General features: G+C 69.4%; 11 protein-coding genes. 7 read left to right on the top strand and 4 right to left on the bottom strand.

All coding sequences use genetic code 11. The features are described 5' to 3' along the window. Nucleotides 1-14: 14 nt before the first annotated feature. The 7 genes from hda (at nt 15) to OIK44_RS18545 (ending at nt 6,925) form a co-directional block, all read left to right on the top strand. Entirely contained in the window at nt 15-683 is a 669-nt protein-coding gene (gene hda, locus OIK44_RS18575) for a DnaA regulatory inactivator Hda (RefSeq protein WP_273672838.1), read from the top strand. Continuing rightward, nucleotides 683-1,354, top strand: coding sequence for a histidinol-phosphatase (locus OIK44_RS18570; RefSeq protein ID WP_273673002.1), 672 nt, complete (start codon nt 683-685; stop codon nt 1,352-1,354). The genes hda and OIK44_RS18570 overlap by 1 nt, the downstream gene beginning before the upstream one ends. After that, nucleotides 1,347-2,702 carry a polynucleotide adenylyltransferase PcnB gene (gene pcnB, locus OIK44_RS18565; protein WP_273672837.1) on the top strand — a complete coding sequence of 452 codons (1,356 nt, stop codon included), beginning with the start codon at nt 1,347-1,349 and terminating at the stop codon, nt 2,700-2,702. Before OIK44_RS18570 ends, pcnB begins: the two co-directional genes overlap by 8 nt. Beyond that, nucleotides 2,699-3,184, top strand: coding sequence for a 2-amino-4-hydroxy-6-hydroxymethyldihydropteridine diphosphokinase (folK, locus tag OIK44_RS18560; protein ID WP_273672836.1), 486 nt, complete (start codon nt 2,699-2,701; stop codon nt 3,182-3,184). Before pcnB ends, folK begins: the two co-directional genes overlap by 4 nt. A gap of 4 nt (nt 3,185-3,188) precedes the next feature. Beyond that, nucleotides 3,189-3,536 carry a DMT family protein gene (locus OIK44_RS18555; RefSeq protein ID WP_273672835.1) on the top strand — a complete coding sequence of 116 codons (348 nt, stop codon included), beginning with the start codon at nt 3,189-3,191 and terminating at the stop codon, nt 3,534-3,536. Nucleotides 3,537-3,608: 72 nt separating this feature from the next. Further along, entirely contained in the window at nt 3,609-4,484 is an 876-nt protein-coding gene (gene panB, locus OIK44_RS18550; protein ID WP_273672834.1) for a 3-methyl-2-oxobutanoate hydroxymethyltransferase, read from the top strand. Nucleotides 4,485-4,582: 98 nt separating this feature from the next. Next, nucleotides 4,583-6,925 carry a PAS domain S-box protein gene (locus OIK44_RS18545; RefSeq protein WP_273672833.1) on the top strand — a complete coding sequence of 781 codons (2,343 nt, stop codon included), beginning with the start codon at nt 4,583-4,585 and terminating at the stop codon, nt 6,923-6,925. Between the two features lie 23 nt (nt 6,926-6,948). Here the strand turns inward: OIK44_RS18545 and OIK44_RS18540 are convergent, their stop codons facing one another. The 4 genes from OIK44_RS18540 to OIK44_RS18525 are packed head-to-tail and all read right to left on the bottom strand — an operon-like array spanning nt 6,949 to nt 12,559. Then, the gene (locus OIK44_RS18540) at nt 6,949-8,313 is read right to left on the bottom strand and encodes an aspartate aminotransferase family protein (RefSeq protein WP_273673001.1); all 1,365 of its coding nucleotides are present in this window, start codon (nt 8,311-8,313) and stop codon (nt 6,949-6,951) included. A gap of 17 nt (nt 8,314-8,330) precedes the next feature. Continuing rightward, nucleotides 8,331-9,665, bottom strand: coding sequence for a glutamine synthetase family protein (locus tag OIK44_RS18535; protein WP_273672832.1), 1,335 nt, complete (start codon nt 9,663-9,665; stop codon nt 8,331-8,333). A gap of 26 nt (nt 9,666-9,691) precedes the next feature. Next, on the bottom strand, nt 9,692-11,038 hold the full coding sequence (glnT, locus tag OIK44_RS18530; protein ID WP_273672830.1) for a type III glutamate--ammonia ligase: 1,347 nt from the start codon (nt 11,036-11,038) through the stop codon (nt 9,692-9,694). A gap of 33 nt (nt 11,039-11,071) precedes the next feature. Next, entirely contained in the window at nt 11,072-12,559 is a 1,488-nt protein-coding gene (locus OIK44_RS18525; RefSeq protein ID WP_273672829.1) for an aldehyde dehydrogenase, read from the bottom strand. Between the last annotated feature and the right edge of the window lie 14 nt (nt 12,560-12,573).

Raw genomic sequence — 12,573 nt, 5'->3', positions numbered from 1 at the left:
ACAAGGCGAACGCCATGAAACAACTGGTGCTCGATTTAGGCGCAGACCAGGCGCACAGCCTCGATTCTTTCGAGGTCGGACAAAATGCCGAGGTGGCGCAACTGATGCGCCAGTTCGCCGCCCGCACGTCGCGCGAGCACTTCGCCTACCTGTGGGGCGAAACGGCCGCCGGCAAGACCCACCTGCTGCAGGCACTGGGCAGCACGCCTGCGGCCCGCTACATTTCGCCGTTCTCGATCGAGTCGGAGTTCGTCTACTCGCCCGAGGTCGACCTGTACATGCTCGACGACTGCGAGAAGCTGTCGCCGGTGGCGCAAATCGACGCCTTCGCGCTGTTCAACGAAATCCGCGCCAACGGCGCCTTCATGGTCTGCAGCGGCGCCGTGCCGCCGGCCGTGCTGCCGGTGCGCGAGGATTTGCGCACGCGCATGGGCTGGGGCTTGATCTACCAGATCCACGGCCTGACGGACGACGAAAAGGTGGCGGCGCTGAGCCACGCGGCCAGCACCCGCGGCTTGACCTTGTCGCCCGGCGTGTTACCCTACCTGCTGTCCCATTTCCGGCGCGACATGCGCTCGCTGTCGACGATGCTGGACTCCCTCGACCAATACTCCCTTGAAACCCAACGCCCGATCACCTTGCCGCTGTTGCGCGAGCTGTTGCAGGCGGAAGCGAAAGAATGATGAATCTGGCCCTGTTTGACCTCGACCACACCCTGCTGCCGATCGACTCCGACCACGAGTGGGGCCAATTCCTGGTGCGCATAGGCGCCGTCGACGGCGCCGCCTTCGCCCGCCAGAACGACGCCTTCTTCGCCCAGTACCAGGCCGGCACGCTGGACCCGCTGGCCTACCTCGAGTTCGCCCTCGGCACGCTGGCGCGCTTCCCGCGCGCCGAGCTGGAGCGGATGCACGCGCAATTCATGGCCGAGGTGATCGAACCGGCCATCCTGCCGGCGGCGCGCGCGCTGCTGCAGCGCCACCATGACGCCGGCGACCTGGTGGCCATCATCACGGCCACCAACGCCTTCGTCACGGCGCCCATCGCCAAGGCGCTCGGCGTGGCGCACCTGATCGCCGCCCAGCCCGAGGTGGACGCCGCCGGCAACATCACCGGCAGGCTGCTCGGCACGCCGACCCAGGGCGCCGGCAAGGTCAGCCACACGCACGCCTGGCTGGCCGGCCGCGGCCAGACGCTGGACGGCTTCGCGCGCAGCCATTTCTACAGCGATTCGCACAACGACATCCCCCTGCTGTCGGTCGTCACGGACCCGGTCGCGACCAATCCCAACGCCGCGCTGACAGCGCACGCATCGACCCACGGCTGGCCATTACTTCACTTATTCAATGATTAAAAAATTCATCCGCAAGATCCTCGGCGTCAAACCAGCCGTCCAGCGCGACATCAACGAGCCGGTGGTGCTCGGCCCGCAAGAGCACGGCATCGATCCGAAACTGCTGTCCTCGAACGCCATCCGCGTCACCAGCAGCCTGCAGGAAGCCGGCTTCGAAGCCTTCGTCGTCGGCGGCGCCGTGCGCGACCTGCTGCTGGGCGTGAAGCCGAAGGACTTCGACATCGCCACCAACGCCACGCCGGAGCAGGTCAAGCGCCTGTTCCGCCGCGCCTTCATCATCGGCAAGCGCTTCCAGATCGTCCACGTGATGTTCGGCCAGGACCTGCTCGAGGTGACCACCTTCCGCGGCGCCGGCGCCGACTCGGCGCCGAAGGACGAGCACGGCCGCGTGCTGCGCGACAACACCTTCGGCCCGCAGCACGAGGACGCGCTGCGGCGCGACTTCACCATCAACGCCATGTACTACAACCCGGCCACCCAGCAGGTGCTGGACTACCACGGCGGCAGCGCCGACATCCGCGCCAAGACGCTGCGCATCATCGGCCAGCCGGAGGCGCGCTACCGCGAAGACCCGGTGCGCATGCTGCGCGTGGTGCGCTTCGCGGCGCGCCTGAAATTCACCATAGAGCCGGGCACGGCGGCGCCGATCGCCGTCATGGCGCCGCTGATCAACAACGTGCCGGCCGCGCGCGTGTTCGACGAGATGCTCAAGCTGCTGATGAGCGGCCACGCGCTGGCCTGCCTGCAGCAGCTGCGCAAGGAGGGCCTGCACCACGGCCTGCTGCCGCTGCTCGACGTCGTGCTGGAGCAGCCGCTGGGCGTGAAATTCGTCACGCTGGCGCTGGACTCGACCGACGCCCGCATCGCCGCCGGCAAGACGGTGTCGCCGGGCTTCCTGTTCGCCTCGCTGCTGTGGCACCAGGTGCTGGAAAAATGGACGGCCTACCGCGCCGCCGGCGAATTCCCCATCCCGGCCCTGCACCTGGCGGCCGACGACGTGCTCGAATCGCAGACGGAAAAACTGGCGCTGCAGCGCAAGATCGGCTCCGACATGCGCGACATCTGGGCCATGCAGCCGCGCTTCGAGCGGCGCGTCGGCAAGGCGCCGCAGAAGCTGCTGGAACACCCGCGCTTCCGCGCCGGCTACGACTTCCTGCTGCTGCGCTGCGCCTCCGGCGAGATCGACGCCGAGATCGGCGAATGGTGGACGGCATTCTACGACAGCGACGAAGCCAGCCGCGACGCGCTGCTGGCCAGCGGCGCCGCCGCCGGCGCGCCGGGCGCGCCGAAGAAAAAACGGCCGCCGCGGCGCGGCGGCCGCAGCAAACTCGCCAGCGGCGGCGAATGAGCGCGGCCAGCGTCGCCTACATCGGCATCGGCGCCAACCTCGGCGACGCCCGCGGCAACGTCGAGGACGCACTGGCGCGGCTGGCGCTGCTGCCGGCCTGCACCCTGCTGGCCGCCTCCAGCCTGTACCGCACGGCGCCCATCGACGCCGGCGGCGACGACTACATCAACGCCGTCGCCCGCATCGAGACGACGCTGCCGGCCGAGGCGTTGCTGACGGCCCTGCACGCCATCGAAGCGCGCCACGGCCGCGAGCGCCCCTACCGCAACGCCCCGCGCACGCTCGACCTCGACCTGCTGCTGTACGGCGCCGCGCAGATCGCCAGCGCCACCCTGCAAGTGCCGCACCCGCGCCTGGGCGAGCGCGCCTTCGTGCTGGTGCCGCTGCTGGAACTGGCGCCGGCCATCGCCATCCCCGGCATCGGCCCGGCCCGGGGGCTGCTGGCCGCCGTGGCCGGCCAGGCCATCGACAAACTGGATTGACACCATGGCCATTCCCGTCGCCCTGCAAACCGTCGGCCTGCTGACGCTGTCGAACGTCTTCATGACCGTGGCCTGGTACGGCCACCTGAAAAACATGTCGAGCAAGCCGTGGTGGATCGCCGCCCTGCTCAGCTGGGGCATCGCGCTGTTCGAATACCTGCTGCAAGTGCCGGCCAACCGCATCGGCCACAGCCAGTACAGCCTGGCCCAGCTGAAGATCATGCAGGAGGCGATCACGCTGACCGTGTTCGTGCCGTTCGCGATGATTTATATGAACCAGCCCTTCAAGCTCGACTACCTCTGGGCCGGCCTGTGCCTGGTCGGCGCCGTCTACTTCATCTTCCGCGGTTAAAATGCGCCATCGGCGGCGCTGCCGCAGCGCCGCCCGCGCCCATTTTCAAACATTTCTCATTAGAGGACTCTGATGTCTGCATATTTGCAAGGAACAGAACTGGCCGCCCAGGCCGCCGCCACCCCCGTCGCGCCCGCGCCCGTGAAAGCGCCGCCCACCAAGGCCGTGACGATTCCGACGCTGGGCGCGCTGCGTGCCAGCGGCGAGAAGATCAGCATGCTGACCTGCTACGACGCCAGCTTCGCCTCGCTGATGGACCGCTGCGGCGTCGAGGTGCTGCTGATCGGCGATTCGCTGGGCATGGTCTGCAACGGCCACCCGTCGACGCTGCCGGTGACGGTGGCCGAGCTGGCCTACCACACGGCCGCCGTGGCGCGCGGCAGCAAGTCGGCGATGATCGTCGCCGACCTGCCCTTCGGCGCCTATGGCACGGCCGAGACGGCCTTCCACAACGCCGTGCAACTGATACAGGCCGGCGCCCATATGGTCAAGCTCGAAGGCGGCGCCTGGCTGGCCGACACCGTGCGCTTCCTCACCGAGCGCTCGGTGCCCGTCTGCGCCCACCTGGGCCTGACGCCGCAGTCCGTGCACCAGCTGGGCGGCTACAAGGTGCAGGGCAAGAGCATCGAGAGCGCCGAGCAGTTGAAGGCCGACGCGCTGGCGCTGCAGGCGGCCGGCGCCTCCATCGTCGTGCTTGAGGCGATCCCCACGCAACTGGGCAAGGAAGTGACGGAATTGCTGGCGATCCCGACGATCGGCATCGGCGCCGGCCCGGACTGCTCCGGCCAGGTGCTGGTGATGCACGACCTGCTCGGCGTCTTCCCCGGCCGCAAGGCGCGCTTCGTGCGCAACTTCATGGAAGGCCAGGGCAGCATCGACGACGCCGTCAGCGCCTATGTGCGCGCCGTCAAGGACGGCAGCTTCCCGGCGCCGGAACACTGCTTCTGAGGCGTCGGCCGGGACGCAGGCTGTCCATGCGCGCCACTTGGTGGTAAATTGCTGTACCAGAGTTGCGTTCCACGGCCGGAGAGGAATCCCGCGTGAGCATGGACCAAGCAGAGAATAGCCAAAGAGAGGCCGGCGGCCTGTCCATCGACAGTTTTGAACTGCCGCTGGGCGTGGTCGGCGTTGACGGCCGCCTGTTGCGCGCCAACCCCGCGCTGGCGGCGCTGACCGGCCCCTTGCCGGCGGCCGGCGTGCTGCTCGCCGAGCTGCTGCCGGTGGCCGACTGCCGCGACTTCCTGGCCCAGGCCAGAAGCGGCGGCAAACGCCACCAGCTGGCCACGCTGCTGCGCGGCGCCACCTCGCGCCAGCCCGTCTACCTGCGCTGGCTGCCGACGGCGCCCGGCGTGCCGTGGATCTTCTCCGTCTGCCCGATGGCGGGCCTGGACCAGGCCTTCGCCGGACGCGAGCGCGCCCTGCTCGAATACCAGGCCATCATGAAGCACGCGCCGCTCGGCGTCGTCTTCACCTGCTCGCGCCGCATCGTCCGCTACAACGACGAATTCGCCCGCCTGTTCGGCTTCGACGGCGACAGCGGCGTCGGCCAGCTGGCCAGCACCCTGTACGCGTCCGCCGCCACCTTCGACGAGGTCGGGCGGCACGCCTACCCGACGCTGCTGTCGCGCGGTTCCTTTCACGACGAGATCCGCTTCCGCCGCCGCGACGGCGCCACCTTCTGGGGCGGCGCCTGGGGCTTCCTGGCCAATCCGGCCGACCCGGAACAGGGCACGATCTGGATCATCAGCGACATCAGCGTGCGCAAAAGCGCGGAAAGCGTGCTGCGCGCCTCGCTGTTCGAGTGGGAGGAAATCTTCAACAAGGCGACCATCGGCATCGGCGTCACGCGCGGACGCACGATACTGCGCTGCAACGCGCACGTCGCGGCAACCCTCGGCTACACGGCCGACGAGCTCGAAGGCACGCCCACCAGCACCATCTTCCCCACGCCGGAGAGCTACGAGGCCACGCGCCGGCTGGCCAACCCCCTGCTGATCGCCGGCCGGCCCTATGAGACGGAGCGCGAGCTGCGGCGCCGCGACGGCAGCCTGGTCTGGTGCCACGTCTGCGCCAAGACGCTGGACCCGGCGCGCCCGGAAAGCGGCACCGTGTGGATCGTCGACGACCTGACCGAGGCGCGCGCCGCCCAGGAGCGCCTGCACAGCACGCTGCGCGACTACCAGGGCGTGCTCAACAACGCCTCGCTGGGCATCGTCCTGACGGCCGGACGGGCGATCCAGCGCTACAACCCGGCCTTCAGCGCCATGTTCGGCTACGCCGGCGACAGCGCCGTCGGCCTGCAGGGGCGCGCGCTGTACCGCAGCGACGCGGAATATGCCGAGCTGGGCAAGCTGGTCGGCCCGGCGCTGGCGGCCGGCAAGCCGGTGCAGTGCGAAGTCTATCTGCGGCGCCGCGACGGCAGCGACTTCTGGGGCAACCTGTCCGGCTATCTGGCCGACCCCGACGAGCCGGCCCGCGGCACCTGGTGGATCATCGAGGACCGCTCCGCGTTCAAACAGGCCCAGCAGGCGCTGGAGGGCAATTACGCCGAACTCAAGGAGGCGCACCGCCAGCTTGAGGCGGCCCAGGCGCAGTTGCTGCAGTCGGAGAAGATGGCCTCGATCGGCCAGCTGGCCGCCGGCGTCGCCCACGAGATCAACAACCCGATCGGCTTCGTCAACTCGAACCTGGGCACGCTGGGCATGTACGTCGGCCAATTGCTCGACGTGGTCGGCGCCTACGAGGAGGCGCTGGACGGCGTCGCCATGCCGGCGCCGTCCGCGCAGCGGATCGCCGGCGCGCGCACGGCCGCCGACATCGACTATCTGCGCGAGGACGTCGCCGCGCTGCTGCAGGAGTCCCAGGAGGGCTTGGCGCGGGTGCGCAACATCGTCCAGGACTTGAAGGATTTTTCCCACGTCGACGAGGGCGAATGGCAGGAGGTCGACCTGAACGCGGGCTTCCGCAGCACGCTGAACATGGTGCGCAACGAACTCAAGTACAAGGCCGAGGTCAGCCTGGAGCTGGGCGAGCTGCCGCCGGTGCAGTGCAACCCGGCGCAGATCAACCAGGTGCTGATGAATTTGCTGGTCAACGCCGCCCATGCGATCGAACGCCAGGGCCGCATCGTGCTGCGCTCGGGCGTCGAGGGCGAGTGGGTGTGGCTGGAGGTCGAGGACAACGGCTGCGGCATCGCGCCCGAGGTGCAGGCGCGCATTTTCGACCCCTTCTTCACCACCAAGCCGGTCGGCAAGGGCACCGGCCTGGGGCTGTCGGTTTCCTACGGCATCGTCAACCGCCATGGCGGCCACTTCGACATGGCCAGCACGCCCGGCCAGGGCACCCGCTTCCGCTTCTGGCTGCCGCTCGCGCCGCCGGCGCCCGCCTAAGCCCCGGCCGCGCCGGCGCCGCCCTATGCCGCGACGAGCGCGGCGGCGCAGTCGTCAAGCACGCGCAGCAGCTTGTCGACGGCGGCCGTGCCCGTGTCCGGACACACCAGCAGCATATTGTGGAAGGGCGTGATCAGGATGCCGCGGTTGAGCAGGTACAGGTGGATGACGCGCCCCAGCTGCGGGTCCAGCATGGCCGCCGCCGCGCTGCCGTTGGCCGGCGCCGCCGCGGCGAACTGGAACTCGGTGCGCGCGCCGACCTGGGTGACGCACCACGGCAGGCGGTGCCGGGCGATGAGGGCGCGCAGGCCCTCCGCCAGGCGCGCGGCCAGCGCGGACATGGTCGCGTAGGCGGCGTCCGTCATCACCTCGGCCAGGTTGGCGCGCAGCGCCGCCAGCGTGAACATGTTCGCCGTCAGCGTCGTGCCGATGCCGGAATGGCCGGGCGGCGCGCCCGCCTTGGCCCGCTCGACGCGGCGCGCCAGTTGCGCCGTGAAGCCATAGGCGGCGCACGGCAGGCCGCCGCCCAGCGGCTTGCCCAGCACCAGCGCATCGGGCGCAATGCCGTGCGCCCGCGCGTAGCCGCCCGGACCGCTGCTGATCGTGTGGGTTTCGTCGATCACCAGCAGGGTGCCGTGGCGGCGCATGATCTGCTGCGCGGCCCGCCAGTAGCCCGCTTGCGGCAGCACCATGCCGATGTTGGTCATCACCGGCTCGGCCAGCACGCAGGCGACGTCGCCGCCGGCCAGCGCCGCCTCCAGCGCCGCCAGGTCGTTGAACTCGACCACCCGCGTGTGCGCGGTCAGCGCGTGCACCTGGCCCAGCAGGCTGCCGCGCTGCACCGCCGCGCCGTCGACGAGGTCGACGAAGGCGTCGTCGACCGTGCCGTGGTAGCAGCCGTTGAAGACGAGGATAGCGGCGCGCCCGGTGGCGGCGCGCAGCCAGCGCAGCACGAAGCGGTTGGCGTCGGAGGCGGACAGGGCGAACTGCCAGTACGCCAGGCCGAAGCGGCGCGCCAGTTCGGCGGCGACCCAGACCGCGTCCTCCGACGGCAGCATCGCCGTGTAGCCGCGCCCGGCCTGGTGCGCGATCGCGCGCGCCACCGGCGCCGGCGCGTGGCCGAACATGGCGCCGCTGTCGCCGAGGCAGAAATCGCTGTACTCGTGGCCGTCGGCGTCGCTGAAGCGGCCGCCGCTGGCCTCGCGCACCGTCAGCGCGAACGGCGTCGACCAGTCGCGCATCCAGTGCATCGGCACGCCGAACAGCATGTGCCCGGCGGCGCGCCCGGCCAGCGCCCGCGAAACCGGGTTGTTGCGCACGAATTGCGCCTGTTCTTCGGCCGCCAGCGCCTGCGCGCGCCGCCAGTCGACGCCGTGCCGCCGCGCCATGGCGCCCCGGCCGCCGCTCATACGAGCAGCATCAGGTGCTCGCGCTCCCACGAGCTGATGACCCGGCTGTAAGTCTCGAACTCCAGCTCCTTGACCTCGCAGAAGGCGCGCACGAACAGTTCGCCGAGGATGTCGCTGAGCGGCCCGCACTGGCGCATGCGCAGGATCGCGTCCTCCAGGTTGCGCGGCAGTTGGTCGTGCACGTGCCCGGCGCTGTCGGCGCTGGGCGCCGACGGCGTCAGGTCTTCGGCCATGCCGAGGTAGCCGCAGGCCAGCGTGGCCGCCATGGCCAGATAGGGATTGACGTCGACGCCGGGCACGCGGTTCTCGACGCGGCGGTTGGCGGGCGCCGAATTCGGGATGCGGATGCCGCAGGTGCGGTTGTCGTAGCCCCAGTGCACATTGGTCGGCGCCGACATGAAGCGCGACAGGCGCCGGTAGGAGTTGACGTGCGGCGCCAGCAGCAGGGTCGCCGCCGGCAGGTATTTTTCCAGGCCGGCGATGTAGTTGAAGAACAGCGGGCTGGGGCTGCCGTCCGGCCTGCTGAAGATGTTCTCGCCGGCGGCGTCGAGCAGGCTCTGGTGGATGTGCATGGCGCTGCCCGGTTCGCTCTCCATCGGCTTCGCCATGAAGGTGGCGAAGATGCCGTGCCGCAGCGCCGTCTCGCGCACGGCGCGCTTGAACAGGAACACCCGGTCGGCCAGCTCCAGTGCGTCGCCGTGGGCGAAGTTGATTTCCATCTGGCCGGCGCCGGCCTCGTGGATCAGCGTCTCGACGCCGAGCTGGTGCAGCTTGCAGAAGCTCGTCAGTTCGAGGAAGAAGGGGTCGAAGTCGTTGACCGCGTCGATCGAGTACGACTGCCGGCCCGACTCCGGCTTGCCGCTGCGGCCCAGCGGCGGCGCCAGCGGCTCGTGCGGATTGCTGTTGCGCGCCACCAGGTAGAACTCCATTTCCGGCGCGACCACCGGCACCCAGCCGCGCGCCGCGTACAGCTGCAGCACGCGCCGCAGCACGGCGCGCGGCGACAGGGCGACCGGGCTGCCGTCGAAATTCTGGCAGTCGTGGATCACCAGCGCGACCGGCTCGGCCGCCCACGGCACCACGCGTATCGTCGCCAGGTCGGGCACGCAGATCATGTCGGGGTCGGTGGCGCCGACATACGGCTGGTTGTTCGGCTGCTCGCCGTTGACGGTGTTCAACAGCACGCTTTTCGGCAAGCGCATCTCGCCCTCGTTGAGGAACAGATCCTTGGGCAGGATCTTGCCGCGGGCGATGCCGGTCATGTCGGTGATCACGCATTCGACTTCGTGAATATTGTGCTGGCGCAGAAAGTCGCGCATCGCTTGACTCATTTCAGCTCCCAAAATAGTGGATACGCTTAGAACCGCTCCAGGTAGCGCGCCGTTTCCCACGCGCTGACCTGCTGGCCGTACTCTATCCATTCGGCGTTCTTCAGCTTGGCGTACTCGTCGACAAAGGTCTGGCCGAGCGCGGCCGCCAGCACGCCGTCGCGGCACAGCGCGTCGAGCGCCGCGCCGAGGTTCTGCGGCAGGAGCGCCAGTCCCCGCGCGGCGCGCTCGGCGTCCGTCATATCGTAGAGGTCGTGGTTCAGCGGCGCCCCCGGGTCGAGGCCGCGCTCGACGCCGTCCAGCCCCGCCGCGATCACCGCCGCCAAGGCCAGGTAGGGGTTGGCGGCGCTATCCGGCAGACGCCATTCGATGCGCCGGCAGACCACGCGGGCGACGCTGGTGCGGTTGTTGTCGCCGTAGCCGATGAAGGCCGGCGCCCAGCTGGTGCCGGACAGCGACGCGCCGCACATCAGGCGTTTGTAGGAGTTGACGGTGGGCGCGCACAGGGCCGCCAGCGCCGGCGCGTGGCACAGCAGGCCCGCCATGAAGTGGTAGGCGGTCGGCGACAGGCCCAGGCCGCGCGCGTCGTCGCCGACGCTGGCGAAGACCGGCCGGCCTTCGGCGTCGTCCAGCGACAGGTGGAAATGCAGGCCGCTGCCGGGACGGTCGGCAAACGGCTTCGGCATCATCGAGAAGATCAGCCCCTCCTCTTCGGCGATGTGGTGCGCCGCCATCTTGAACAGCATGAAGTTGTCGGCCGCCTTCAGCGCGTCGGCGTAGCGGTAGTTGACCTCGAACTGGCCGCCGGCGTCCTCGTGGTCGATCTGGAATACCTGCAGGCCGCAGGCGTCGAGCGAGGCCGCCAGCTTTTCCAGGAAGCCGCGCCGGCGCAGCAGGCTTTTGCTGTCGTAGGACGGTTTTTCCAGCCTGTCGCCGGGTTCCGCCTCGATGCCGCAGGCGCCCTTCTGCAAGAGGAAAAACTCCGGCTCCAGGCCGGCATTCAGGGTCCAGCCGCGTGCGGCCAGACGCTCCACCTGGCGGCGCAGCATCTGCCGCGGGCACAGCTCGAACGGCGCGCCGGCGACGTGGCCGTCCAGCACCACCCGCGCGTGGCCGGGCAGCCAGGGCATCGCGTGCAGCGTGCCCAGGTCGGCGCGGCCGTAGTATTCGGAGCGCGCGCCGGTGCGCGGCAGGCCCGTGCCCCAGATCGACGGCCCGGAAAAGCCGGCGCCGGGGTGGACGATGTCGGCCAGTTGCGCCAGCGGGATCAGCTTGCCCTTGGCGGCGCCGTGGATGTCGGTGAACTGGGCGAAGACGAACCGCACGCCGAGGGCGGCGAGTTCGCTTTGCTGTTGGGCTATTCCTGCTGCGCTCATGTTGGCTCTTTACAAAGCTGACCGGTTTTCCCCCTAGCCGATCTGGATCCAGGTGGTTTTCAGTTCCGTGTACTTGTCGAAGGCATGCAGGGATTTGTCGCGGCCGTTGCCGGACTGCTTATAGCCGCCGAACGGCACGGTGATGTCGTCGCCGTCGTACTGGTTGACGTGCACGGTGCCGGCGCGCAGCGCGCGCGCCGTCTGGATGGCCTTGCTGATGTTGCCGGTCCAGACGGCCGCCTGCAGGCCGAACGGCGTCGCGTTGGCCTGTTTCACGGCGTCGTTCAGGTCGGTGAAGCTGAGCACCGACAGCACCGGCCCAAAAATCTCTTCGCGGGCGATGCGCATGCCGTTGTCGACCTTGTCGAACAGGGTCGGCTGCACGTAGAAGCCGCCGCTGTCGCCGCGCGCCCGCCGCCCGCCCGCCAGCAGTTCGGCGCCCGCCTCCTTGCCGGCGTCGATGTAGCCCATCACGGTGTCGAGCTGGGTGGCGTCGACGATCGCGCCCATCACGGTGGCTTCGTCGAGCGGGTCGCCCGGCTGGTAGTTCGGCAGCAGCGCCAGCGCCTTCTCCAGGAAGCGCTCCTTGATCGACGCTTCCACGAACAGCCGCGACGGGGCGTTGCAGCTTTCGCCCTGGTTGAAGTAGATCGAGCCGATGGCCGCCGCGACGGCCTTGTCCAAGTCCGGGCAGTCGGCGCAGACGATGTTGGCCGACTTGCCGCCCAGCTCGGTCCAGGCGCGCTTCAGATTCGACTGGCCGGCCATCTGCATGATCTGCTTGCCGGTGCCGGTCGAGCCCGTGAAGCCGATGCAGTCGACGTCCATGTGCAGCGCCAGCGCGGCGCCGGCCTCCTGGCCAAAGCCGGGCAGGACGTTGAAGACGCCCGGCGGCAGGCCCGCCTCCAGGCCGATTTCGGCCAGGCGCAGCGCCGTCAGCGGCGATTTTTCCGACGGCTTCAGGATCACGCTGTTGCCGGCGGCGAGGGCCGGCGCGATCTTCCACGCCGCCATGATCATCGGATAATTCCACGGCACGATGGCGGCCACCACGCCGACCGCCTCGCGCGTGATCAGCGCCAGGCTGTTGGCCGCCGTCGGCGCGATCTCGTCGTATATCTTGTCGATCGCCTCGCCGTACCAGCGCAGGCAGTTGGCGGTGGCGCCGACGTCGGTGCTCTGGCTGTATTTGATCGGCTTGCCCATGTCCAGCGTTTCCAGCAGCGCCAGCTCGGGGCCGTATTTCTGCACCAGGTCGGCGAATTTGATCAGCACGCGCTTGCGCTGCGCCGGCGACTTGCCGGCCCAGCGGCGGTCCTCGAAGGCCGCGCGCGCGGCCGCCACGGCGACGTCGACGTCGGCGCCGTCGCAGCGCGCCACCGGCCCCAGATTGCGGCCGTCGATGGGCGACAGGTCGTCGAATTGCCGCTCCGATTTCGCCCACACGCGCTGGCCGTCGATGAAGGCCCGGCCGTCGATTGCCAGGGCGGCGGCGCGCTCATGCCACAGTGATGTTGTCATGCCTGTCTCCAGAG

The sequence above is a fragment of the Janthinobacterium fluminis genome, assembly GCF_028595325.1.
Taxonomy (GTDB): domain Bacteria; phylum Pseudomonadota; class Gammaproteobacteria; order Burkholderiales; family Burkholderiaceae_D; genus Janthinobacterium; species Janthinobacterium fluminis.
This window is presented reverse-complemented; position numbering and strand designations above follow the sequence as displayed.